This is a genomic window from Salinivibrio sp. VGrn1 (genome assembly GCF_009377995.1).
Classification (GTDB): Bacteria; Pseudomonadota; Gammaproteobacteria; order Enterobacterales; family Vibrionaceae; genus Salinivibrio; species Salinivibrio siamensis.
In genome coordinates, this window is record NZ_SATA01000004.1 from 194,155 (window position 1) to 217,410 (window position 23,256).

The window sequence follows — 23,256 nt, forward strand, 5'->3', positions numbered from 1 at the left end:
TAAGGTCTGACGTACAGTCTCAGTAAAGGAGCCACTATGATCAGCATTGCCATTATTTATCATTCTGTCGACGATCATACTCATGCGCTAGCCACCACGATTGCGGAAGGCATTCATGCCGGCGATGCCGAACCTGTGGTTTACCGCATTGAGCCAGACATGATTGAAAACGGACGCTTTGTCGATGACAAGGTGTTTGAAAAGCTTAAAGACGTTGATGCGATTATCTTCGGTGCGCCCACCTACATGGGTGGACCGAGCGCCCAATTTAAGGCGTTTGCCGATGCCTCTAGCCCCACCTGGGAGCGCCAAGACTGGCGAGGAAAGTACGCGGCAGGCTTTACCGTAGGCACCTACCCAGGAGGTGACCAGCCACAGACACTGCAGTATTTCCAAACCTTAGCCAGCCAGCATGACATGCTGTGGTTAAGTCTAGGTCGCGCCAACATAGGGGTGGAAAAGATTAATCCAAGTGGCACAAGCCTTGGAGTGACCGCACACACGCCAGACGATGGTCAACCTAACGAAGCCTGCCTACAAACGGCGTTTTATCTTGGTCAACACATGGTACGTGCACTAAAAGGCGTTTGGCACACCTAGTGGCTAAGCGCCAGTCCCACTATCGGTGTTAAGTATTTGATATAAAAAACCCTCGCGTCATGCGAGGGTTTTGCACTCTCAGTGGCCGCTGAATACGCCACCTAGGGTGCGGTTTAGCTGAGCGTCACCCGAGCAAACTTGCGTTTACCCACTTGGTAAACGGATTCACCCGCGGCAGGCACTAACTTGGTATCTTCGACTTTTTCGCCATCAATTTTCACCGCGCCTTGGCGAACCATACGCAGCGCATCCGAGGTGGAGTTAACCAACCCCGCCTCTTTTAATAGGTTAGCAATCGCCATACCTTGCTCGAAGGTGAAGCTTGGCATTTCATCCGGCATCGCGCCTTTTTGGAAGCGATTGACGAACGTTTGCTCAGCGGCATCGGCGTCGGCTTCGGAGTGGAAACGCGCGATGATTTCTTTGGCTAGCAGGATCTTAATATCACGTGGGTTTTTACCCGCTTGTACGTCCTGCTTAAATTGGACGATTTCCTCGAGGGGACGGAAAGACAGCAGCTCATAGTAATCCCACATCAGATCGTCAGAAATCGACATGATTTTACCGAACATATCATCCGGGCGTTCGCTCACACCAATGTAGTTGTGTGCTGACTTCGACATCTTTTTAACGCCATCTAACCCAACCAGCAGTGGCATGGTCATCACCACTTGCGGCTTCTGTCCTGCTTGCTTTTGTAGCTCACGCCCCATCAGCAAATTGAACTTTTGGTCAGTGCCGCCCAGCTCAACGTCAGCTTCCAATGCCACCGAATCGTGCCCTTGAAGCAGTGGGTAGATAAACTCATGGATAGCAATGGCTTGGTTGCTGGTATAACGCTTTTTAAAGTCATCACGCTCAAGCATGCGAGCCACGGTCGAGCTTGCCGCCAAACGGATCATGCCATCTGTGCCCAACTCCCCTAGCCATTTCGAGTTGAATTCGATACGCGTTTTCGCCGGATCCAGAATTTTGAACACCTGCTCTTTATAGGTCTCTGCATTTTGCAGCACCTGTTCACGTGTCAATGGTGGACGGGTAGTATTTTTACCACTTGGGTCACCCACCATACCGGTATAATCACCAATCAAGAAGATCACTTCGTGGCCAAGCGCTTGAAAAGCTCGGAGCTTATTAAGGATCACTGTATGACCCAGGTGGATATCGGGTGCGGTGGGGTCCGCGCCAAGTTTGATGCGAAGAGGACGATCCTCTTTCAGCTTTGCCACCAGCTCGTCTTCCGGGATTACTTCATCTACGCCACGTTTTAGTTCTGCTAGCGCAGCTTCCAGGCTCGCCATAGTCTCTTGCTCCTACCCAATAGGCAAAAATGTGATAAACCGACATACTACTCGAATAGCGACAGTTTTTGAAACCAGTTAAACTGATAGAGTGTGTACAGGGTGCGCGCAGCGGCTGCCGTCAAAAGATGTTTGTGGTCTTTGTGTCAGCCGTGTCAAATCTACTTCAGGGCATCATCCCCAATAAAACCGATTGGGTGTCTGACTGTCATAACTTTATTCGTAGTGATTCAACATAGTCTTCATGCCGTTAAATAAACTCGCAGCCTTACCTAAGTTACATAAACTCGTTATCGGTGCATTGAGCGCATTCATTGTCTTATTAATCTTGGTACCAGACGGCGCCGATACGCCGCGCCCTAAACCTAATTTCGAACCGGGTAAACATTACCCGTTACCAGTTAAAGCTGTCTCATTACTGCCTCCCAAAGATGAGATGCCCGCGCAGTTTAAGCGCAATATCAACTGGCAAACCTATGAAGTGCAGCCTGGCGAGAGCATGGCGCTACTGTTCAGCCGTGCGGGGTTAAGCCCAACGACCCTTTACCGCCTTGTGAATGCCGACGAAAGAACGCAAACCCTCGCTTACTTAAATCCAGGCGATGAAGTACGCCTAGGGGTAGACGATGACGGCGAACTGGTGCAGCTCATTCAGCCTCGAGGCAGTAATGAAACGCTGATCGTCAACAAAATTGATGATAGCTATCAATCACGTATTGAAACCAAGCACGTGGATACGCAGCTAAACTTTGCGCGCGCGACCATCAAGTCAAACTTCTGGCAAGCAGCCTCGGATGCTGGATTAAACCCAAATCAGATCATGCAATTGGCGGGGATCTTTGGTTGGGATGTGGATTTTGCCCTTGATATTCGCAATGGTGATAGCTTCTCCGTGTTGTATGAAGAAGAGTTTGTGGAAGGGGAGCATATTGGCAGTGGTAATATCCTCGCCGCGACCTTCACTAACCGAGGAGATACCTTTACGGCAGTACGCGCAAAAAATGGTAAGTACTACACGCCGAGTGGTAAAGCGATGAAAAAAGCGTTTTTACGCTCACCGGTTAACTTCCGCTATGTTAGCTCAAACTTCAACCCACGTCGTTTGCACCCGGTCACTGGTCGTGTAAAGCCTCACCGTGGTACCGACTATGTTGCGCCAGTGGGTACCCCCATTAAAGCAGCTGGGGACGGCGTGGTGATGAAAGCCTCGTATAACCGCTTCAACGGCAACTATGTGTTTATCCGCCACAGCTCGACCTATATCACCAAATATTTGCACCTGACCAAGCGTAAAGTGAAAACCGGCCAGCGAGTCAAACAAGGGGATATCATTGGTACGCTAGGCTCAACAGGGCGCGTGACGGGCGCACACTTGCACTATGAGTTTCTCGTCCATGGGGTACACAAAAACCCGCGGACGGTAAAGCTGCCTGAGGCGAAGTCGTTGCAAGGCGAACAGAAAAAGGCGTTTGTGCGACTGGCCGAATCGCGGATGGCTCAGCTAAGTAAGTTTAATCAGTTACTGGCCACCGTGGGCAGCTTGAATCATTACAACCGAGGTGGCTAATCGCCTTGGCGCATAAAAAACGGCGCTCAAAGGCGCCGTTTTTTTATCTCAAAAAGCTGAACGTCGCCATAAAAAGGTTAGACGCTAAACGATGCACCACAGCCACAGGTGGTCGTGGCATTGGGGTTATCAATGAAAAAGCGCGATCCTTCAAGGCCCTCGGTGTAGTCGACCTTACCGCCCATCAGGTACTGTAAGCTCATAGGATCAACCACCAGCATCACGCCGCTTTTTTCGATCTCCATATCCCCTTCATTGACGTTTTCATCGAAGGTAAAACCATATTGGAAGCCGCTACAGCCACCACCGGTGATATAGACGCGCAACTTCAGGTTGGGGTTTTCTTCTTCCTGAATCAGCGTCTTTACCTTGGTTGCCGCGGCCTCAGAAAACTCTAACGGCAAAGGTGCTTCGCTCATTGTTACCTCACATGCTCTTTGTGCTAAGTATGGGATTATCTAATACCTGAGTAAAGTGTTCAAGTATTGCGCGTTTGATCGCAACTGTGATCAGTACGTATTAATTGCCAATCTTGTCTTAACGAAATCATACTCTACCTCGCCAGTGTTCCGTATCTTTGGTTAAAATACGCCAACGCAATTTAGGCCAAGCCTTACCAAACAGGATATGTCATGACCAAATCAGCACAACTTTTTCAACAAGCTAGACGCACCATTCCCGGTGGCGTGAATTCTCCCGTGCGTGCTTTTGCCGGTGTCGGCGGCGACCCTGTCTTCATGGAGCGTGCTGACGGCGCTTACATTTTTGATGCCGACGGCAAAGCCTATATCGATTTTGTCGGCTCATGGGGCCCGATGATCTTAGGCCATAATCACAGTGCTATCCGCGAAGCCGTGGTGGATGCCGCACAGCGTGGCCTCAGCTTTGGTGCGCCAACCGAGAGTGAAACAACCTTGTCGGAGCTGGTTGCAGAGCTAGTGCCTTCGATGGAAATGGTACGCATGGTGAACTCAGGCACTGAGGCGACCATGAGCGCTATTCGTCTTGCGCGCGGATTTACCAAACGCGATAAGTTCATTAAATTTGAGGGTAACTATCACGGCCATGGCGATTGCTTGCTGGTCAAAGCGGGCTCTGGTGCCCTCACCCTCGGTGAGCCCAACTCGCCAGGAGTGCCGGCCGACTTTGCCAAGCACACACTGACCTGCACCTATAACGATCTTGAGTCGGTACGCCACACATTCGAAACCTACCCTGAAGATGTTGCCTGTATCATTGTTGAGCCGGTATCGGGCAACATGAACTGTGTGCCGCCGCAACCGGGTTTCTTACAAGGCCTGCGCGAGCTGTGCGATGAGTTCGGTGCCTTACTGATTTTTGATGAAGTCATGACTGGCTTCCGCGTGGCATTAGGTGGCGCACAAGCTTACTACGACGTAAAACCTGACTTAACCACACTGGGCAAAATTGTCGGTGGTGGTATGCCGGTGGGTGCCTTTGGCGGACGTCGTGAAGTGATGGAATACTTGGCACCGACAGGTCCGGTATACCAAGCGGGAACACTGGCGGGGAACCCCGTCGCCATGGCGGCCGGGCACGCCTGTTTGTCTGAGCTACGTCAGCCAGGTAACCACGATTACTTGACCCATGTTACCAATCAGCTCGCAGAAGGGTTTAAGTCCTTGGCTGACAAACACGGTATTGCGCTGACCACCAACCAAGCAGGCGCGATGTTTGGCTTCTTCTTCACCGAGCAAGAGACCGTCACCTGCTTTAAAGATGTGCAACAGTGTGACACCGAGCGCTTCAAGCGTTTCTTCCACTTAATGCTCGAGCAAGGGGTCTACTTGGCACCTTCCGCGTTTGAGGCCTGCTTTACCTGCTTAGCTCACGGTCAAAAAGAAGTGGACGCTACGCTCGCCGCGGCCGATCACGCTTTTGCGACACTGGCAGCTGACGCGTAAACTCATTACGGCATCAGCGCGTATTTGCCCAGTAAAAAGGCCCCGCAGCGTGCTGCGAGGCCTTTATAGGTTAAAGCGGGGTGAATATTGCCCTTATGATCGGCACAACAATCGGAGACACATTAGAATATCGAGCGACCAATTCTCGCCGACAATAGCTCCAATGCGGCCGTCCCTGCCAGTGAATTACCAGAAGGGTCTAGCTCCGGCGACCAGACGGCAATCGACATCTCGCCAGGTACAATGGCAATAATGCCTCCCCCCACGCCAGACTTACCTGGCATGCCTACGCGATAAGCAAATTCACCCGCACCATCATACAAGCCACAAGTGGCCAACAGCGCATTCATCTGTTTACTTTGTGTAGGACTTAAAATCGCGGTGCTGTCAGACAGCGGTGTCCCTTTATTGGCCAGATAAAAGAACGCCTTCGCTAGATCGACACAGCTCATCTCTAACGCGCAGTAATGAAAGTAGTTGGTTAATACCGGCAACACATCGTTATCAAAGTTACCAAACGCGCGCATCAGGTACGCAATCGCCGCGTTTCTGTCACTGTGCAGCATTTCTGAATCCGCCACCCCTTTGTCATAACAAAGGTGCGGGTTGTCAGCGAGATGGCGAACAAACTCTAGCATACGTTGGCGCGGCGCAGATTGGCGCGTATGTAGCATATCGCTGACCACCAAGGCACCGGCGTTAATAAAGGGATTACGTGGGATCCCTTGCTCCATCTCAAGCTGAATTAACGAGTTAAACGCTTGTCCCGAGGGCTCTTTGCCCACACGCGTCCAGATCTCCTCGGCTTGATAGTTTTGCATCGCCAGTGTCAGGCTCAACACCTTGGAGATCGATTGAATAGAGAATGCCTCATCCGCATCACCGGCACGGATCACATCGCCATCGTTATAACACACAGCGATACCGAGCTTGTGATTAGCCACATCCGCTAATGCCGGAATATAGTCAGCTACCTTGCCTTGTCCAATTAATGGCCGAACATCAGCAAGAATTTGCTCGAGTAATTGCGCACTGGGTTTCACCGGCAGGATCCTTCTACAACATAGGACAAAAAAGCCAACGCTAGGTTGGCTTTAAGCGTGTCTGTGACACCGAATCACACGCGCGTTTTTAGGCGGTGCGCGTGTATTTGATATCCCAAACACCGTGGCCAAGGCGCTGCCCACGCTGCTCAAATTTAGTCAGAGGACGATCGTCAGGGCGTGGGACATAAAGCCCCTCTTGCGCCACGTTCTGATAGTGAGGCGCAGCCTCCATCACGTCAATCATATGTTCGGCATAGTTTTCCCAGTCGGTCGCCATATGGAATACGCCACCCACTTTCAATTTGTCGCGTACCATTTCTGCAAATGGCAATTGGACAATGCGGCGCTTATGGTGACGTTTTTTATGCCAAGGATCAGGGAAAAACAGCTGAACCGTGTCGAGGCTGTCTTTTGGCAGCATTTGCTCAAACACCTCGACCGCATCATGACACATCACACGTAGGTTGGTGACATCGGCTTCGCGCGCGGCCATCAAACAAGCACCCACGCCTGGGGTGTGGACTTCAATACCCACAAAGTTTTTCTCGGGGGCATTTTTAGCCATCTCCACCAAAGAAGCGCCCATACCAAAACCGATTTCCAGCACCACTGGGTTATCGTTGCCAAACACCTGCTGCCAATCCAGTTCGGTCGCCTCGAAGTCAATGCCCATGGTCGGCCAAGATTCGTTGAGCGCTTGCTCTTGGCCTTTGGTTAAACGGCCTTCGCGACGCACAAAGCTGCGTACTTTACGAATAACTTTGCCATCCTCGGTCAGTTCGGTTTTAGTGACTTCAGTCATGATTGAGTGCCTGTGATGCAGTGTTAGTGATGGTGGTGAAAAAGACCATCGATTGTTGGAAATCTAAACGGACTGCGCATTATGCAAAGTTTTCGCCATTGCGCAAGTTGGCCGCACTGATCCTATTAGTGTGCCTACTCGTTAGTGTACCCTGTGACCTGCCTTTGTGCACGTGTGAGCAAAACAATAAGAGAGAGCACAGTGAGTCAATCTTTTTCCGACGCCATTTTAAACTGGTACGAGCAATATGGCCGTAAAACCCTGCCTTGGCAACAAAACAAAACCCCGTATAAGGTCTGGCTCAGCGAGATCATGCTGCAGCAAACCCAAGTGAGCACGGTGATCCCATACTTTGAGCGCTTTATGACGCGCTTTCCAACAGTCACCGATCTCGCCAATGCCGAACAAGACGAAGTGTTGCACCTATGGACAGGACTTGGCTATTACGCCCGCGCCCGCAACCTACACAAAGCCGCACAAGTTATCGCCCGCGAGCACAACGGCGTGTTTCCTACCACACTCGAGCAAGTCATGGCGCTACCTGGTGTCGGGCGCTCAACTGCCGGCGCAGTGCTATCGCTATCGCTTAATCAGCCCCATCCTATTTTGGATGGCAACGTCAAACGCACCTTGGCACGCTGCTATGCCGTCGAGGGCTGGCCTGGGAAGAAGCCGGTAGAAAACAAGCTTTGGGACATCGCTGAGGCACTCACGCCCGCCACGGATACCGATAAATACAATCAAGCGATGATGGATATGGGTGCCATGGTGTGTACTCGCAGCAAGCCTAAGTGCGAGCTTTGCCCGGTCGCAGACCGCTGTGAAGCGCGCGCGCAAGGCCGTCAGCTTGATTTTCCCGGTAAAAAGCCCAAAAAGACTCTGCCCGTAAAGCAAGTCAGCTTTTTACTCATTCAATACCAAGACGATATCTGGTTAGAGCAGCGTCCGCCCAGTGGTCTATGGGGCGGGCTATGGTGCTTACCGGAAGCATCAGAGCATACACTTGATATCGATATTGCCGACAAGCTGCAGGGGATCAAACCGACTCATACTGAAGTGCTCACCGCGTTTAGACACACGTTTAGCCACTTTCACCTCGATATTGTCCCCGTCAAGGTGCGTGTTAATGAACGGCCGCAAATCATCATGGAAGCGAACCAAGGGCTTTGGTATAACTTGTCGCAACCAGCAAAAGTTGGGTTAGCGGCACCAGTGAAAAAGCTGTTAACCTTAGTAGAACACGAGCGCCAACAACATCTCACAGGCGATGACAAGGAGCCTAGACTATGAGCCGTACCGTATTTTGCCAACGTCTACAAAAAGAAGCCGACGGGCTAGATTTCCAGCTTTATCCCGGCGAGCTCGGCAAACGCATTTATGACAACATTTCCAAAGAAGCCTGGGCTGAGTGGCAGAAAAAGCAGACCATGCTCATTAACGAGAAAAAACTCAACATGATGGATCCTGAGCACCGTAAGGTGATCGAAGAAGAAATGGTGAAGTTTCTATTCGAAGGCCAAGATGTGCATATCGACGGTTATGTGCCACCCGAGGCCTAATTAACGCGGCCCCGTCCACACTCGGGCATCGCCAAGGCTACAAAGCACCCGCATTGTGTTAATCTCAGTGCGGGTGTTTTTTATACTAATGCAATAACGATGACGCGAATACTTTGCTTGTTGGTGTGCTGTTTTAGCACCTTGCTGTCCGGTTGTAGCCGCGAAAGCGTAGAAAAATACGTAGGCGTGGATTATCAAACCACCAATCGGTTTGCTAAAAATCTAGCGCCTATCCCCGGCCAGTTCGAAAAAGACATCGACGCCCTGAATCAACTGATTAGCCAGTTCACCGGCAACATTGAGGTGCGCTGGGGAGAAAACCAAGTGTTCGTGTCAGGCAAACGGGATTACGTCAAATACACAGACAATTACAAAAGTCGGGCGCGCATTGATTTTGAACGCGGTGTTATCCGCGTGGAAACCGTCGCCACTGATGCACCGAAGTCTCACCTCAAACAAGCCATCGTCACCACCTTACTCACGCCCCGAGATCCGGCTTCCGTCGATCTGTATTCTGCGGCGAAAGTGCCACTCAATGGACGCCCATTTCTCGAAGGACAAGTGGTGGATCATGAAGGAAAAACGATTACTTGGGAGTGGCGCGCCAATCGCTTTGCTAACTACCTAATTGACAAGCGGTTAAAAAAGAAAAAAGTGCGTTTTCAAAACATGTATTACGTCACCATTCCCATGGTGAACGATCATGTTGCCAAGCGCCGTTATCAATATGCCGATATCGTCCGCCGTGCATCCAAGCGTTACGGCATCTCTGAAAAACTGATTTATGCGATCATCAAAACCGAAAGCAGTTTTAATCCTTATGCAGTGAGTTGGGCCAATGCATATGGATTAATGCAGGTGGTTCCCAAAACGGCTGGCCGCGATGTATTCAAGCTGGTAAAGAAGCGTAGTGGTCAACCTACGCCTAAGTATCTTTTTGATCCTGAGCGAAATATTGATACAGGCACCGCCTATTTTTACATTCTTAAAAACCGCTATCTTAAAGCCGTACGCGATCCACTCTCTTTGCACTACAGCATGATCTCCGCTTATAACGGCGGAACAGGGAATGTCCTGCGCACGTTTGATAGCAATAGACGCCGAGCCATGCAGGATTTAAACAAGCTGCGCCCGAATCAAGTCTATTGGGCATTGACTCACCGCCACCCCTCTTCGGAGTCTCGGCGCTACTTGCAAAAGGTCACCCGCTATCAAAAAGCGTTTTCTAAACTCCCCCAATAAAGGGTGGTGAGCGCCGATTTTTGCTTGTTTTTATCGCACTTCGCTGGGTTTTTATCCAAACAATGCGATATCAGCACTTTTTTCAAAAAAACAGTTGACGGTGACACGGAAAATCCGTTTAATAGCGCCCCGTTAGCCCGGATAGCTCAGTCGGTAGAGCAGGGGATTGAAAATCCCCGTGTCGGTGGTTCGATTCCGCCTCCGGGCACCATATAATGAAATAATGGTGTGACACACAGTATTTCGCGATTTGTGTGCCGGCTTAGCTCAGTTGGTAGAGCAACTGACTTGTAATCAGTAGGTCGCCAGTTCGACTCCGGCAGCCGGCACCATTGCCTCGATAGCTCAGTTGGTAGAGCAGGGGATTGAAAATCCCCGTGTCGGTGGTTCGATTCCGCCTCGAGGCACCATTATTCCCCCATAGTTCAGTTGGTAGAACGGCGGACTGTTAATCCGTATGTCACTGGTTCGAGTCCAGTTGGGGGAGCCACCTTTAAAGAAGCGCTAGCCGAAAGGTTAGCGTTTTTTTGTTTGGCTATCGCCAAATATGTCACTGGGCTAGGCGCCCCCGTTGAGTCCAGTTGGGGGAGCCACCTTTAAAGAAGCGCTAGCCGAAAGGTTAGCGTTTTTTTTGTTTGGCTTGTTTGGCTATCGCCAACTATGTCACTCATTCATCTGTAATTTGAATACCACATCGACTTGACGCCCTTCATCACTGTAAATGACCTCCTCACAGATTGATTGCACCAGAGTAATCCCTCGACCGGAAAGGCTATCTGCATCATGATTTTTATCATGTAAGTGCCACTGATAGTCGAACCCGTCTCCCGTGTGTGACAAACGCATGTTAAAGAAGCCTTCTACAGGCTGATAAACCAAATCAAGTTTAATGGCGTAATCCCCGCTCAACGCGTTGAGCTTGGCTTGCCGCTCGCTAAAGTAATGCAGTAGGCCATCCACATCGTCTTTACTCACCGACTGCATGCCTAAAATGCCATAGTCCAACGCATTGGTGATAAGCTCTGACGCCACGGTACAAATCAAATCTAAGTCAGTACTCTCGCCGACCATCCCTTTTACACGGCCGCGCAAGTCCCTAACAATATCCGCTTCTTTTAGCAAAGCCGTATCAAACACGATGTGAGTTGTTGAAGGGACGACCGAATAAGTCGCGCTCTTTTCGGAAAGTGGCTCACGAGGAGGGGCTATCAGCGGAAAGGTCAGCTCGAGCATAGACACATCATCCGTGACACCATTGTCACCGGCAAAGGCAGTTAAGGTACGCTTGGTTTGTGCTATCAAACTGCCTTGACAGCCACTTAAGGTCCGAATCAGCCCTACTTCGCCCAACTGCTTACCTGCGCTATTGCGTGCTTCTGTTACGCCATCGGTAGCAAAAAACAAGCGTTGGCCCGGCTGAAGTGCTAATCGAGTGATAGTGGCATCAAACTGCCCTTTTGCTTGTGCGCCTAATGCCATATGCCGACCTTGGTATGAGGCGAGTACTTGCCCGTGTTTATCCAGACAATACGCATCGGGTAGCCCGCCACTCCAAACGTTAACCGTCAGGCCATCTGGCATCACCTCCACCAACGCGCCGGCAAGTAAGGTGCCAACTGGCATAAAAGTACAGATATGCTCATTTATTTCAATGGCCATATCACCCACAGGCAACCCTCGTCTTGCCGTGGCGATAAAGGTTTTAACCGCAGGAATAGTACTGATAGCGGCGGGTAAGCCATGCCCAGTGGCATCCGCAATCATAATATAGAGTCCACCAAATGGTCGGCGGAGAACCATGGTCACATCACCATTAAAAAGGCTAAATGCGCCTGAGAACGTCTCGACACCCGGCACGCCATCAACATTGAACGACATCAAGCGCTCAAATATCTGGCTAGCCATGGCATGTTCGTAAACGGTGGTTTCTTGGAATTGCTTGAGCTGGTCGCGTTGATGGCTAACTTCTCGGAATAAGCGAACATGGCGCAAATGCGTGCGCACCTTGGCGATCAGCACGGCGGTGTCAACGGGTTTGCTGACAAAGTCATCCCCTGTTTTCAAGCAGTTAGCAAAGATATCAGGATCACTGACCCCGGTAAGGAACACAATCGGCAGCAATGTTTGCGGATAGCGATTCCTTATCTCTTGCGCCATGTCAAAGCCATTGAGCTTGGGCATATTCACATCTGAAATGATGAGATCAGGAAACATTACAGGATCAATATTCTCGAGGAGCGATAACGCTTCTTGGCCATTCATCGCCATACTGATATTGTCTGTTTCGGTCTTTAATGCCGCGGCAATATAATGTACTAATGCCGGTTCATCATCCACTACCAAGACGTTCATAGGCGCTTACTCACTCAATGTGGAATTTCTTTTCAAACTTGGCAATCAATAGCACCCGTTTTATCGCATCAGAGCAATTGACCAGCTTGATCGCACCATTAGGCTTATCGAGATAATCTTGCATATTGAGCAATATCCCCAGTCCCGCACTGTCCATATAAGTCGCTTCCCGTAAATCGACGATCACGTCCTTCCCTTTAAGATCCACATAGGCGTTACGCACTTCCTGAACCAAAGCGAAGTTAAACTCGCCCTTTACATGCAAAACGGCTTGTTTTTCATCACTCGATATGTCGCGTTTGATATTCATGAATCATCCTTAAAATAATTCAATGTCACCCTCGTCTAACGAGGCTTGTTTCGCTGGCGCTCGCGCCGCAGACCCCGCTTTTTCCTCTATCTCATTGACCTGTTGGTTGAGTTGCGGCCAGTCGATGGTATCGTCCGCCATGGTGTTAATAATGAGCTCGTTCAATTCTTCTAAGATGTGCAAGTTATCGAGTATGTGCCCACCTTGTTGCGATACAATGTCGGCAAACTGGAGGTTTTTGATACACGTGTTCACTTCACTTTGCACTTGCTCGCCCAGAGAGGAAACGCGTTCTATCTCTTTACCCACTTCATCATTGACCTCTTTAACCCCTTCAAGGAGCGAATCAATATAGTCTTTCGAGCGAATTGATTCGGTCATATCGAGCGAGGCGATCTCCCCCACTGTCGACTTTGTTTTATCGACGCTGTCTTGGGCCAAATCGATGTGTTTGTGGATTTCGGTATTCAGGTCGGTCGCTTTAATCGCGAGGGAACGAACTTCTTGCGCCACCACCGCAAAACTGCGCCCATTCTCCCCCGCTCGCGCCGCTTCAATCGCCGCGTTAAGCGCCAATAAGTTGGTCTGCTCCGACATGGCCTGCACATCATCCAACAGCTGGAACACTTCATTGAGCTTGCCGGACATCTCTTCAATGATATAAATCGACGCCACGCTTTTATCACTGACCTTCACCATGATGTCGATATAGCCATCAATGGCTTTCTCAGTGGCTGGCAACACCTTGGTGAGACTGTATTCACTTTCATCATTATAGAGCAGCTCATTGGCCATTTTGGTGGCAGTGTTGACCTGATCACGACAGGCACTTTGCATCGCGAAAAAGCTGTTGTTAAGGCTTTCTACCGAGTGATCAATCACCTCACGTTGGCGTGAGAGTTGCTCACGGATAGGGACGAGTTCAATAGACAGAATATGGTGGATACGACGCAAAATTTGCTGAGGCTCATCGCCCGTCTCAGTGCTGTCAGAGGCGCCATGCTGAGTGATAGATTGCGCTGTGTGGCGTAATTGCCACAGGTGCCAGCTCATGCTGACGAGCACAAGCCCAGCAAGCGCCATGGTCTGCCAAGACATTGACCAAAGCGCTAACGCAACCACACTGACCATCGTCAGCGCAGGTGGCCAAACAAATGTGTAGCGATTAGCGTCCATACACGGCCTCCACTAAAAAATTTGCCACTTCGGTTAAACACAGCGTCTTTGCCACGCCACCAAGTTCGATCGCGACTCTTGGCATTCCCCATACCACAGAACTCGCTTGGTCTTGCGCAGCAGTAAGTGCACCGGTTTGATACATTTGCAGCAAACCATTTGCACCGTCTCTGCCCATCCCGGTTAATATCACACCAATAGATTTCCCTCCCACCGACTCTGCGATGGATGAGAACATCACATCAACCGATGGACGGTGTCGTTCAACCGGGTCACTATTAGAGAGCTGACAATACAAATGCCCTTGTCGATTAACGACGGTAAGGTGTTGGTTTCCCGGCGCCACATAGACATGCCCTTGTACCAAAGGCACCCTTTCCGAAGTCACTTCTTCAACCTGCAAACGACACGCACGGTCTAACCGCTTGGCGAAAGGGCCACAAAACGCCGCTTTGATATGTTGCGTCACCACAATCGGTGGCATGTGGGCAGGCAGACGTTCGAGGACGCCGCGCAGTGCCTCTGTTCCTCCCGTCGATGCCCCCAAACCAATGACTTGATAGCCCCGGCGGTTATAATGCTGACGATCGATGGTGACATTCGGCTGTTTATGCCAACTCTTTGTTTGTCCGACATTGGCCTGGGCAGCCATTTTCACTTTGCTGACCAGCTCATCACGCTCGCGAGTGATCGCGGTCGCGCTGTTCGCTGAGGGCTTAGGCACATAATCCACCGCGCCGATTTCCAGTGCCGCCAAGGTGACATCTGCACCATGCTGAGTCAGGGTCGAGACCATGATCACGGGCATCGGCCGCAAACGCATCAGGTTTTTAAGAAACTGGATGCCATCCATTTTGGGCATTTCAACATCGAGCGTGATCACGTCGGGATTAAGCTTTTTAATCTTCTCGCGCGCTTCGTAGGGATCAGCCGCTGCGCCAACCACTTCTAACTCAGCGTCACTTTCTAGGCATTCTCTTATCAAGGTGCGATAAAGCGGCGAGTCATCGACAACTAACACTTTGTAGCGATATTGGCTCATCAGAATAACTCCACATCTTGCTCGTCGGCGCCATCATTGTAAGACTCCTGCAGCAAGCGCTGGTTGTATTGCGTTTCTTCCGCCACCAACTCTTTTTGGCTCAACGATTGAATCTTCTTTACCCACGCTTTACCCGTGCGCGGCTCGAAAAGTACCCGGCGTGGAAATGCCAACCCAAGGTCTTCAGATATCAAGGGGAGTTGCTCATTGATGACATATTGGCGAACAAAATCGATATTCTTACGGCCAATCGCGATGTTTTGCCCCATGATATTGCCACCCCCAAACAGCTTTACCCGCAGCCGGTTTTTCACCGCGCCTTGTTGCAGCAAAGAGTTGATCAGAATTTCCATCGCGTAGTTGCCGTAGCGCGCGGCACGCGACAAATTCTGTTCGGGTGTCCAGGTGGACTCCGCCTCTTCTAGCTTGAGTGGCAACATAAAATGGTTCATGCCTCCAACTTGAGCCAAAGGGTCCCAAATACACGCAGCAATACATGAGCCCAAGCCTGTGGCAATCAGCTCATCATCAGAGCTAACATAAACATCGCCAGGCTGGAGCTTCACCATGTGCTTATCATGCTCAGGACTAAAAAAACGTTTTAGTGTTTTCTCATGCGCATGATGATGTAATTCCAACGCTTGGTGCATATCACTCCCGTTTGCGATACATAGTGTGGCCTAAGTTATCGAACCTCTCTGCCATCTTTCCGATCCCTTCCGAGTGGCCGATAAAAAGCACACCGCCGGGAACAAGCTGCTGCCAAAACCGCTCAATGAGTCGCTGCTGTGTATCGCGTTCAAAATAGATCATCACGTTGCGACAAAAGATCGCGTCCATTGCGTGCTTGTGAGGCCACTCCCCTTTTAAATTCAGTTGTTTAAAACTGATCACATCACGAAGCTGACGCTTGGCCTTAAACAAGTCTTGTTTGATGCCTTTTCCTTTTAAAAAGCCGTTTTGCAAATACGCTTTGGGGATGGTGTGCGCCACTTCCAAACTGTAAGTGCCATTACTGGCGGTGTTGAGCACCTGGGTATCTAAGTCAGTGGCAAGAATTTGTACATCTAATTGCCCCTCTAACATCCCATGACCCGCGAGCACGGAGGCGATAGTGTAAGGCTCTTCACCGGTCGAACAGCCCGCTGACCAAATCCGGATACGCTTTTGCTTCGCCGCTTGCCACTGCGGAATAAGCTGATACGCTAAAAACTCAAAATGATGACGTTCACGAAAGAACTGGGTTTTATTGGTGGTTAGCGCGTTAATGAAGGCCACACGTTCATCTTTGCTCTGCTCCACCAACGCAAAATAATCATCAAAAGTCGCCATCCCTGTTCTGCGTAAGCAGCGCGCCAACCGGCCATACACCATGCTTTTCTTTTTATCCGCAAGAAAAATACCCGTTTCGCTTTGCATAAACGTCTGTACATAGTGGAAATGCCGTTGGCTAAAATCATAGGCGCCAGCCGACGAAGCATTCACTGGCGCTGACATGATTAAAACTCCTCCCACTCATCACTGACTTCATTGCTCGACGACTTTTGACTGTTCACTGCCTTGAGACGCGCTTTGGCGGCCTCACCATTGCGGTAACTGTCACTGCTCGCTCTAGGCGCTATCTTAGTCGTGTGAGTCGGGGTAACCTTGGGTTTCGAGCTCGGGGTTTGAATATCTGCGAGCTTGTCGGCATCAATATCCACTTGGAAGAAGCCAATCAAGTTAATTAACTCCGCGCCCTCTTCTCTCATCGACTGACTAGACGCGGCCGCTTCTTCAACGAGCGCAGCATTTTGCTGTGTCATTTGGTCCATTCGTGCCACTGAGCGTGTGATCTCATCAATGCCCGTGGCTTGCTCTTGGCTCGCCGCATTAATTTTGTCAATCAACTGGGAGACTTCCGACACCGACGCGACAATTTCTTCTAGCATTTCGCCAGACTCGTCCACGAGCTTCGACCCTTGCGTGACTTTTTCCACACTGTCTTTGATCAAGTCCTTGATCTCTTTCGCCGCGCCGGCACTGCGTTGCGCCAAGTTACGAACCTCGCCAGCAACAACGGCAAAACCACGTCCTTGCTCACCCGCACGCGCAGCCTCTACCGCCGCATTCAAAGCCAGCAAATTGGTCTGGAATGCGATTTCATCAATCACCCCAATGATGTCAGCAATTTTCTTGCTGGCATCGTTAATTTCCGCCATCGCATCCACGGTCTCTTTGACCACTTCACCGCCTTTGCGCGCTTTTTCACTGGCTTTAGTGGAGAGAGTATTGGCCGATGACGCACTTTCCGCATTCTGCTTCACGGTCGCTGTCATCTGCTCCATACTGGCAGCCGTTTCCTGCAGGTTAGCCGCCTGCTCTTCAGTGCGCTCGCTCAGGTCGTTATTTCCCTCAGCAATTTCGGCTGACGCAGACGCCACCCGTGCCGACGAATGCGTGATCTTTTCGACCATGTTACGAACGTTATTAATCGATGCATTGACCGCTTGGCTGAGATCTTCAAACTCGCCTTTGTAGTCTTCCGGCATAGTCGTTTTGAGATCCCCTTTCGAGACCCCTCGCATCACGCGAATACACTCGTTAAGCGGATCGACAACACTATCCAGTAACTGGTTGATCCCCTCACCGAGTTTTGCCATCGCGCCACGATATTTACTGGTATTCATCCGATCGCTCAGATTACCATCCGCCGCTTTTGCGATAAGACGCTCAACTTGGCGCTGACTATCCATTTGCTCGGTAATGTCCTCCCATTGCAGCGCAGGGCCAATGTACTCATCGTCATCGTCGTAGAGGGCAATACAATTAAGCGCAAATTCGAGTTCCCCGACCGTAATCTCAGCTTTAAATGGCATACGGTCGGGGTTGGCAATCACAGACTGTTGGTGCGCTGGGTTTTTGTGGAATTGGTCAATACTAGTGCCTACGAGTTTATCCGTTGAGAAGCCGGGGAAAATCTCGCGCATTTCATCTTCACGGCTCTTGAATAGCTCCGTCACTGCCGGGTTAAGATAGCGAATGGTACCGTCTTTATCTGCTAGCATTACATTGGTGGTCATTCCCTCGACCACGGCCGCCAATAATGAACGTTCTGACTCTTTCTTACGCCTTTCAGTGACATCACGCCACTCAATCGTGGTGCCTACATGCTTACCGTGACGGTCGTAACTGGCAGTGGCATGAAACTCAAAGCGCGCATCTTTAAAGCGAATATCCCGATTGATAGGCATCTTATCGGGGGTATGAAAGGTTTCGCGCTGCAGCTGAGGAAAAAGATAATCAATATGTTTGCCAAGAATATCGTCACGGCTGGCAACAAAGGCACTGTTTTTCAAACGAAAAGTTTTCTCATGCTGTTTACACAGTTTTACCGCTTGCTCATTCACATGGGTGATTTCGCCCTGTTGTCCCAATAAAACGAACGCACTGTGGGTGTTATCCAATGCGCCTTTAAGACGTTGGTGCTCCTCCGTTTGGTGGGCGCGTGCCGTCACATCACACAGCTCAACACTGTAGCCTTGCCCATCGGCGACTTTACTGGCAGACACACGCAACTTGCCCGCGCCTAACTCGACAGTTTGGACCGATGGTTTGTCGTCAATAAGCTGCTGCCACTGTTGGTAGTCCACCAAATCCGCCGCAAGTATGCTGCTCATCGGTTTACCAAACAGCACTTCACTTTGCGCGGTGAAATCGACATTGCCGTGCTCGCGAATCGCGGCCTGATAACACTGCAACAGTTGCAACGCACGTCGATTAATCAAGGTGACTTGCTGCTGACTATCGAGCATCACAAGTGCAGCAGGCGCGACATTAAGTGCCGCTAACAGCTGCACATTCTGTTTGGTCTGTTGGTTGTCTTGCTGTACTTCCCTTTTAAACCACGCCATATTCTAGTCCTCGTTTGCGCTTTCCGGTTGTGCGCTTTGTTGTAACTGATCAAAGTCGAACAACTGTTCCAAGTTAATCAACACCAGGTGCCTGTCATTCACTGACGCAATGCCCTCCATGTACCACTCATCGTGTTGGTGCAGTCCCGGAGGGGCTTTAATTTGCTCTTTTTCCAAGTTGTGCACTTCAGCCACCGCATCCACGACGATACCGAGCGACACCCCTTGTTGGTTGCGAACAATAATGATGACGCTCATGGCGGTGAGCGTCGCTGGCGTCATACCAAAGCACTGGCGAATGTCCATAATGGGAATGTACTCCCCCCGTAACTCCAGCACCCCCAACATGTGAGGCAGAGTGTTAGGAATACGACGGACTTCCGACCACCCTCTCACCTCTTTCACATCGAGAATATGGACGCCGTACTCTTCATCCTCGAGTAAGAAACTTAAGTATTCTCGCGATTGCGCCATATCCCCACCTATATCCATCGCTCGATACGCAACAACTCATCCACATTCACCAACGACATCACCCGTTCGCCGACATTGAGTAAGCCACTGACATAAGCAATCACCTGAGAATCACCAAACGGAGGCATAATCTGTCCCTCCCCTTGATCAACCACATCGGAAACGGCATCGACCACTACGCCCATCACCTTGTTATTGGCGACTTCACTGGCGCGCAAAATCAGCACCACGGTTTCTCGGTGATAATCGACCTGTTTGGCCTGAAAGCGAATACGTAAATCCATCACGGGCACTATCATTCCGCGTAGGTTGATCACGCCCAAAATAAAAGTGGGCGAGCGCGGGATCAGTGTCGGTGACTCCCACACCCGAATCTCCTCTACCGTTTGGATATCGACGCCATACAGTTCGCCATCTAGTTCGAAGCTCAGATAGTCACTGCCTTGCAGTTGCTCAACACGATCATCGATATCGAGCACATTGTCTGATTCCGTTACCGTCTGCATCGCCTCTCCTTATGCCGCCGCGATATGACCGCTGGCATCGCTGACACGTGCTAAAAACTGAGTGATTAAGCCTTGGATATCTAAAATAAGTGAGACAGAGCCATCCCCTAGAATGGTCGCGCCTGAAATACCAGGCACGCGGGCATAATTTGACTCCAAGCTTTTGATCACCACTTGCTGCTGCCCGAGCAGCTCATCAAGTAGCAGGCCGACCTTTTTATCCCCGGCTTCGACCAAACAAAGCAGCTGTTTATCAAGATCGTCGCCACTGCTGCCGAGCTCAAACTCTTCTTTTAAACGAAGAATGGGAATGTTTTCTTCTCGCAACCGATAAAGCTGAACACCAGATGCGGTTTTAATTTGGCGGCTATCAATCTGAAGCGACTCAATGATAGAGATCAGCGGCACCACATACACTTGGCCTTCTACTTTCACCAGCTGACCGTCTAAGATAGCCAATGTCAGCGGCAGGCTGATTTTAAAGGTACTGCCTTGCTCGGGGGCTGAGTGCACATCAATGTTGCCGCCCAGTTGCTCAATGTTGCGGCGCACCACATCCATGCCCACGCCACGCCCTGACACATCAGACACTTGCTCCGCCGTTGAAAAACCCGGCGCAAATAAAAGATTAAAAACATGCGCGTCGGTCAGTTCACTGAGCGGGAGGTCGTCTGAAATCAGCCCTTTATCCAGCGCTTTGCGCCAGATCCTTTCTTTATGTAATCCAGCGCCATCGTCACTGACTTCAATCACAATCGAGCCGCCCTGATGGTAAGCATTCAGATGCACTTTCCCTGTTTCAGGCTTGCCTTTTTCCGCGCGGACTTCTGGGGTTTCTAAGCCATGATCCACCGCGTTGCGAACCAAATGCACCAGCGGATCGGCAATTCGTTCGAGCACGGTTTTATCTAGCTCGGTGCTCTCGCCTTCAATAACTAACTCCACCCGCTTTCCCAACTGGGAGGAGAGATCACGAATCAAACGAGGGAAACGGTTAAAGGCAAAACTGATCGGCAACATGCGGATATCGAGCACGCTTTCTTGCAACTCTTTGGTATTGAGCATCAGTTGCTCAAGGCCAGATTGCAATTGCTCAAGCCGCTCTGGGGAGAAGTCACTACTTAACTCTGCCAGCATCGACTGTGTAATCACTAGCTCGCCCACGAGGTTGATTAGGTTATCGACTTTGTCTATCTCCACCCGGATAGAAGACACACTGGCTTCGCTTTTCGCCGCAGGTTTGTTGGCTTTATTGGCAGCGGATTTGGGCTGAGAAGATGAGGCGGGCTTTTCCGGGGATTGTGGCACAGTGGCAGACGGTTCCACCTCAACCGGTTCGGTATCCACATCACTGGCCTCGCCACAATGGATAGGCGTAATCGTGAGATCGCACTCGTCTTCAACCCATTCAAAAATCGCTTCGATTTCATCACGTGGGACATGTCCATCAACCCGAATATCCCAACGTAAATACAGCTTTTCAGGGTCTAACTGCGCAAAACGTGGCAGTTGGGTCGGATCACAGCTAATTTCCGCCCCACCCGGTAATGCATGTAACTCACGCAAAATCCGGACAGGGTCATTGCCTGAAAACAACATATCCGGGTGAGGCACAAAGGTGATTAACCACTCTTCGATGTCTGCGGCCATCGCCTCCTGTGAGCCATGGTCACTCGATATCGGCTGCGTGGATAAAGCACTTGAAGAGAAATCAGCCGCACCGTCACTGTCCATAATCGCATTGAGGGCGGCAGTCACCGCATCTCGCTCGCTTTCGTCGTACTCAGCCTCATTTTCGTATGCTTCAAGCATCGCGAGGATACAATCGCCACCACGCAGTAATACATCGATCGTGTGGCTGTCGAGCTGTCGCTTTCCCTCCCGAGCCTCGTCAAGCAAGGTTTCCATCACATGAGTGAAGTGACTAATATCGTCAAGATTAAAGGTGGCAGCCCCCCCTTTAATCGAGTGCGCAGCACGGAAAATGGTATTAATGGATTCAAGATCTGTCGCCCCCGGGTCAAGCGCCAAGAGCTCTCTTTCCAGCACTTCGAGGTTCTCACGACATTCTTCATAAAAGATGCGTCGTAACTGGTCCATATCCATGGCCATATCACCCTCCGTTGATGCGCCTTACAGCACGCGCTTTAGTGTTTTCAGTAAGGTATCTGGGTTGAATGGTTTAACAATCCATCCTGTCGCGCCCGCCGCTTTACCCGCCGATTTTTTCTCAGCAGACGCTTCGGTAGTGAGCATCAATATCGGCGTGAATTTGTACTGCTGCACGCCTCGCACTTGTTTAACAAACTCAAAACCATCCATCACCGGCATGTTGACGTCGGAAATGATGAGATCAAACTTTTTAGACTTTGCTTTTCGCAGTGCATCTGCACCATCATTCGCTGTTTCAACCTGATAACCCGCCTCTTTTAGCGTGTGGCTCACCATTTGCCGAATCGACACCGAATCATCCGCTGCTAGTATATTGGCCATCCTTTTACTCCTACTCCGTGTATCAAGTATTTAGCTTTAATAAAGTCGTCATGCCGGCATGTTGTGCCGAAGTATGTAAGCAATCCGGTACGTTTTGCCACTGAAGGTCATCACACGAAAGTACCAACCCCAGCAGTAATTGCAGGCCAGCACCATCGATTCGGCTCAGTTGGCTCGCGTCAATCACACATGAAGAGGCGTCCGCGACTTTCGCCTCCCAGTCCGCTTTGGCTTGCTGTACGTGAGAAACATCGAGAGATTTTCCGAGTTCTATTTGCATGGCTGAACCGCCCTAAACGGTTGTCAAAAAAAGATATCTCATTTGCTTGTTGAATAAGTGTAGCAATAATCAATCGAACAACTTATATAAGGCCTTATTTTTGCTGAGGAGGTTTTGGTCAATGCCTTGTTTATGAATCAGCACCATCAAGAATAGAAATTAAAAAACAATAAGATAAGAAAATCAGGCGGGATAAATGACAAAGCAAAGACACCTTTATGTGGCTTTTTGTCAATGCAAATTAATGAATAAGATCACAAAAAGTCGATATGCCAGGCAGGAATTCAGGTTTATACCCATGGAATGCGTCAGTTAAATAGACTTTGACATTCTTAGGTTAATGCTATTAAATAGAGCACCTTAGCCCGGATAGCTCAGTCGGTAGAGCAGGGGATTGAAAATCCCCGTGTCGGTGGTTCGATTCCGCCTCCGGGCACCATGTTTACGAAAATCCCTGCTTACACGAGTGGGGATTTTTTTATGCCGACACCGTGTCGGTGACCTTGCAGGCCGCACCTTGCAGGCCGCACCTTGCAGGCCGCACCGCTATAAACACGGTACGCAACGCTTTGCCACGACACCAAATGCATCCCCCTCTGGCACTTTTTGCTACCCTTTAAGTCGACTTCCGTTCAGTGCGATAGCGATTAGGCTTTTTACTCAACATCGCCTATTTATGGTAATCTGT

At 50.3% G+C, this 23,256-nt stretch carries 22 protein-coding genes and 5 tRNA genes; 11 read left to right on the forward strand and 16 right to left on the reverse strand.

Annotation, left to right across the window (positions count from 1 at the left end; genetic code table 11):
- Positions 1-36: 36 nt before the first annotated feature.
- On the forward strand, positions 37-600 hold the full coding sequence (locus EHW56_RS08335) for a flavodoxin family protein (protein WP_152795000.1): 564 nt from the start codon (positions 37-39) through the stop codon (positions 598-600).
- Between the two features lie 113 nt (positions 601-713).
- Here EHW56_RS08335 and tyrS read toward each other — a convergent pair whose 3' ends face one another.
- A complete protein-coding gene (tyrS, locus tag EHW56_RS08340; RefSeq protein ID WP_152795002.1) occupies positions 714-1,901 on the reverse strand; it encodes a tyrosine--tRNA ligase in 1,188 nt (395 codons plus the stop codon).
- A gap of 244 nt (positions 1,902-2,145) precedes the next feature.
- Here tyrS and EHW56_RS08345 point away from each other — a divergent pair, with 244 nt between their 5' ends.
- Positions 2,146-3,468, forward strand: a complete 1,323-nt coding sequence (locus tag EHW56_RS08345) for a peptidoglycan DD-metalloendopeptidase family protein (RefSeq protein WP_046074035.1) — start codon at positions 2,146-2,148, stop codon at positions 3,466-3,468.
- A 77-nt stretch (positions 3,469-3,545) separates the two neighbouring features.
- Here EHW56_RS08345 and erpA read toward each other — a convergent pair whose 3' ends face one another.
- The gene (gene erpA / locus EHW56_RS08350) at positions 3,546-3,887 is read right to left on the reverse strand and encodes an iron-sulfur cluster insertion protein ErpA (protein WP_021022145.1); all 342 of its coding nucleotides are present in this window, start codon (positions 3,885-3,887) and stop codon (positions 3,546-3,548) included.
- A 213-nt stretch (positions 3,888-4,100) separates the two neighbouring features.
- Here erpA and hemL point away from each other — a divergent pair, with 213 nt between their 5' ends.
- Complete coding sequence (gene hemL, locus EHW56_RS08355; protein ID WP_046074034.1) at positions 4,101-5,393, forward strand: glutamate-1-semialdehyde 2,1-aminomutase; 1,293 nt, start codon at positions 4,101-4,103, stop codon at positions 5,391-5,393.
- Positions 5,394-5,515: 122 nt separating this feature from the next.
- Here the strand turns inward: hemL and glsB are convergent, their stop codons facing one another.
- Together glsB and trmB are read right to left on the reverse strand one after the other, a co-directional pair.
- Positions 5,516-6,436, reverse strand: a complete 921-nt coding sequence (gene glsB / locus EHW56_RS08360) for a glutaminase B (protein ID WP_172970002.1) — start codon at positions 6,434-6,436, stop codon at positions 5,516-5,518.
- 88 nt (positions 6,437-6,524) lie between these two features.
- The gene (trmB, locus tag EHW56_RS08365) at positions 6,525-7,241 is read right to left on the reverse strand and encodes a tRNA (guanosine(46)-N7)-methyltransferase TrmB (RefSeq protein ID WP_077650485.1); all 717 of its coding nucleotides are present in this window, start codon (positions 7,239-7,241) and stop codon (positions 6,525-6,527) included.
- Between the two features lie 201 nt (positions 7,242-7,442).
- Here trmB and mutY point away from each other — a divergent pair, with 201 nt between their 5' ends.
- The 7 genes from mutY (at position 7,443) to EHW56_RS08400 (ending at position 10,532) form a co-directional block, all read left to right on the forward strand.
- Positions 7,443-8,531 (forward strand): A/G-specific adenine glycosylase, encoded by a 1,089-nt coding sequence (mutY, locus tag EHW56_RS08370; protein WP_172970003.1) that lies wholly within the window; start codon positions 7,443-7,445, stop codon positions 8,529-8,531.
- The gene (locus tag EHW56_RS08375) at positions 8,528-8,800 is read left to right on the forward strand and encodes an oxidative damage protection protein (RefSeq protein WP_046074030.1); all 273 of its coding nucleotides are present in this window, start codon (positions 8,528-8,530) and stop codon (positions 8,798-8,800) included. The genes mutY and EHW56_RS08375 overlap by 4 nt, the downstream gene beginning before the upstream one ends.
- 99 nt (positions 8,801-8,899) lie before the next feature.
- The gene (gene mltC, locus EHW56_RS08380) at positions 8,900-10,042 is read left to right on the forward strand and encodes a membrane-bound lytic murein transglycosylase MltC (protein WP_152795006.1); all 1,143 of its coding nucleotides are present in this window, start codon (positions 8,900-8,902) and stop codon (positions 10,040-10,042) included.
- A 135-nt stretch (positions 10,043-10,177) separates the two neighbouring features.
- A tRNA-Phe gene (locus tag EHW56_RS08385) sits at positions 10,178-10,253 on the forward strand.
- A 45-nt stretch (positions 10,254-10,298) separates the two neighbouring features.
- Positions 10,299-10,374, forward strand: a tRNA-Thr gene (locus EHW56_RS08390).
- A 2-nt stretch (positions 10,375-10,376) separates the two neighbouring features.
- A tRNA-Phe gene (locus tag EHW56_RS08395) sits at positions 10,377-10,452 on the forward strand.
- A gap of 4 nt (positions 10,453-10,456) precedes the next feature.
- A tRNA-Asn gene (locus tag EHW56_RS08400) sits at positions 10,457-10,532 on the forward strand.
- Positions 10,533-10,705: 173 nt separating this feature from the next.
- On the opposite strand, the gene EHW56_RS08405 is transcribed toward EHW56_RS08400, so the two are convergent.
- From EHW56_RS08405 to EHW56_RS08460, 12 genes are read right to left on the reverse strand one after another with little or no spacing between them, the layout of a single operon-like run.
- A complete protein-coding gene (locus EHW56_RS08405; RefSeq protein WP_152795007.1) occupies positions 10,706-12,394 on the reverse strand; it encodes a SpoIIE family protein phosphatase in 1,689 nt (562 codons plus the stop codon).
- 10 nt (positions 12,395-12,404) lie between these two features.
- Complete coding sequence (locus EHW56_RS08410; RefSeq protein WP_046074027.1) at positions 12,405-12,704, reverse strand: STAS domain-containing protein; 300 nt, start codon at positions 12,702-12,704, stop codon at positions 12,405-12,407.
- Positions 12,705-12,713: 9 nt separating this feature from the next.
- A complete protein-coding gene (locus EHW56_RS08415) occupies positions 12,714-13,880 on the reverse strand; it encodes a methyl-accepting chemotaxis protein (RefSeq protein ID WP_152795009.1) in 1,167 nt (388 codons plus the stop codon).
- Positions 13,870-14,922 (reverse strand): chemotaxis response regulator protein-glutamate methylesterase, encoded by a 1,053-nt coding sequence (locus EHW56_RS08420; RefSeq protein WP_046074025.1) that lies wholly within the window; start codon positions 14,920-14,922, stop codon positions 13,870-13,872. The genes EHW56_RS08415 and EHW56_RS08420 overlap by 11 nt, the downstream gene beginning before the upstream one ends.
- Entirely contained in the window at positions 14,922-15,572 is a 651-nt protein-coding gene (locus EHW56_RS08425) for a chemotaxis protein CheD (protein ID WP_152799513.1), read from the reverse strand. Before EHW56_RS08425 ends, EHW56_RS08420 begins: the two co-directional genes overlap by 1 nt.
- A 1-nt stretch (position 15,573) precedes the next feature.
- Positions 15,574-16,419 carry a protein-glutamate O-methyltransferase CheR gene (locus tag EHW56_RS08430; protein WP_152799514.1) on the reverse strand — a complete coding sequence of 282 codons (846 nt, stop codon included), beginning with the start codon at positions 16,417-16,419 and terminating at the stop codon, positions 15,574-15,576.
- Between the two features lie 2 nt (positions 16,420-16,421).
- Positions 16,422-18,815 (reverse strand): methyl-accepting chemotaxis protein, encoded by a 2,394-nt coding sequence (locus EHW56_RS15615; RefSeq protein ID WP_152799516.1) that lies wholly within the window; start codon positions 18,813-18,815, stop codon positions 16,422-16,424.
- Between the two features lie 3 nt (positions 18,816-18,818).
- A complete protein-coding gene (locus EHW56_RS08440; RefSeq protein WP_046074021.1) occupies positions 18,819-19,289 on the reverse strand; it encodes a chemotaxis protein CheW in 471 nt (156 codons plus the stop codon).
- An 8-nt stretch (positions 19,290-19,297) separates the two neighbouring features.
- Positions 19,298-19,795, reverse strand: coding sequence for a chemotaxis protein CheW (locus EHW56_RS08445; protein ID WP_046074020.1), 498 nt, complete (start codon positions 19,793-19,795; stop codon positions 19,298-19,300).
- A gap of 9 nt (positions 19,796-19,804) precedes the next feature.
- Complete coding sequence (locus EHW56_RS08450) at positions 19,805-21,907, reverse strand: chemotaxis protein CheA (protein WP_152799518.1); 2,103 nt, start codon at positions 21,905-21,907, stop codon at positions 19,805-19,807.
- A gap of 21 nt (positions 21,908-21,928) precedes the next feature.
- On the reverse strand, positions 21,929-22,288 hold the full coding sequence (locus EHW56_RS08455; protein WP_046074018.1) for a response regulator: 360 nt from the start codon (positions 22,286-22,288) through the stop codon (positions 21,929-21,931).
- A gap of 22 nt (positions 22,289-22,310) precedes the next feature.
- Positions 22,311-22,568: an STAS domain-containing protein gene (locus EHW56_RS08460; RefSeq protein ID WP_152795021.1), complete on the reverse strand. Its 258-nt coding sequence runs from the start codon at positions 22,566-22,568 to the stop codon at positions 22,311-22,313.
- A 363-nt stretch (positions 22,569-22,931) separates the two neighbouring features.
- On the opposite strand from EHW56_RS08460, the gene EHW56_RS08465 reads away from it, so the two are divergent.
- Positions 22,932-23,007 (forward strand) — tRNA-Phe (locus EHW56_RS08465).
- Positions 23,008-23,256: the final 249 nt, after the last annotated feature.

What these genes read in the sequence shown, in the direction of transcription:
- EHW56_RS08335 (WP_152795000.1), top strand. Translation starts at nt 37, where the DNA reads ATGATCAGCATTGCCATTATTTATCATTCTGTCGACGATCATACTCAT.
- tyrS (WP_152795002.1), bottom strand. Translation starts at nt 1,901, where the DNA reads ATGGCGAGCCTGGAAGCTGCGCTAGCAGAACTAAAACGTGGCGTAGAT.
- EHW56_RS08345 (WP_046074035.1), top strand. Translation starts at nt 2,146, where the DNA reads ATGCCGTTAAATAAACTCGCAGCCTTACCTAAGTTACATAAACTCGTT.
- erpA (WP_021022145.1), bottom strand. Translation starts at nt 3,887, where the DNA reads ATGAGCGAAGCACCTTTGCCGTTAGAGTTTTCTGAGGCCGCGGCAACC.
- hemL (WP_046074034.1), top strand. Translation starts at nt 4,101, where the DNA reads ATGACCAAATCAGCACAACTTTTTCAACAAGCTAGACGCACCATTCCC.
- trmB (WP_077650485.1), bottom strand. Translation starts at nt 7,241, where the DNA reads ATGACTGAAGTCACTAAAACCGAACTGACCGAGGATGGCAAAGTTATT.
- EHW56_RS08375 (WP_046074030.1), top strand. Translation starts at nt 8,528, where the DNA reads ATGAGCCGTACCGTATTTTGCCAACGTCTACAAAAAGAAGCCGACGGG.
- mltC (WP_152795006.1), top strand. Translation starts at nt 8,900, where the DNA reads ATGACGCGAATACTTTGCTTGTTGGTGTGCTGTTTTAGCACCTTGCTG.
- EHW56_RS08405 (WP_152795007.1), bottom strand. Translation starts at nt 12,394, where the DNA reads ATGAACGTCTTGGTAGTGGATGATGAACCGGCATTAGTACATTATATT.
- EHW56_RS08410 (WP_046074027.1), bottom strand. Translation starts at nt 12,704, where the DNA reads ATGAATATCAAACGCGACATATCGAGTGATGAAAAACAAGCCGTTTTG.
- EHW56_RS08415 (WP_152795009.1), bottom strand. Translation starts at nt 13,880, where the DNA reads ATGGACGCTAATCGCTACACATTTGTTTGGCCACCTGCGCTGACGATG.
- EHW56_RS08420 (WP_046074025.1), bottom strand. Translation starts at nt 14,922, where the DNA reads ATGAGCCAATATCGCTACAAAGTGTTAGTTGTCGATGACTCGCCGCTT.
- EHW56_RS08425 (WP_152799513.1), bottom strand. Translation starts at nt 15,572, where the DNA reads ATGCACCAAGCGTTGGAATTACATCATCATGCGCATGAGAAAACACTA.
- EHW56_RS08430 (WP_152799514.1), bottom strand. Translation starts at nt 16,419, where the DNA reads ATGTCAGCGCCAGTGAATGCTTCGTCGGCTGGCGCCTATGATTTTAGC.
- EHW56_RS15615 (WP_152799516.1), bottom strand. Translation starts at nt 18,815, where the DNA reads ATGGCGTGGTTTAAAAGGGAAGTACAGCAAGACAACCAACAGACCAAA.
- EHW56_RS08440 (WP_046074021.1), bottom strand. Translation starts at nt 19,289, where the DNA reads ATGGCGCAATCGCGAGAATACTTAAGTTTCTTACTCGAGGATGAAGAG.
- EHW56_RS08445 (WP_046074020.1), bottom strand. Translation starts at nt 19,795, where the DNA reads ATGCAGACGGTAACGGAATCAGACAATGTGCTCGATATCGATGATCGT.
- EHW56_RS08450 (WP_152799518.1), bottom strand. Translation starts at nt 21,907, where the DNA reads ATGGCCATGGATATGGACCAGTTACGACGCATCTTTTATGAAGAATGT.
- EHW56_RS08455 (WP_046074018.1), bottom strand. Translation starts at nt 22,288, where the DNA reads ATGGCCAATATACTAGCAGCGGATGATTCGGTGTCGATTCGGCAAATG.
- EHW56_RS08460 (WP_152795021.1), bottom strand. Translation starts at nt 22,568, where the DNA reads ATGCAAATAGAACTCGGAAAATCTCTCGATGTTTCTCACGTACAGCAA.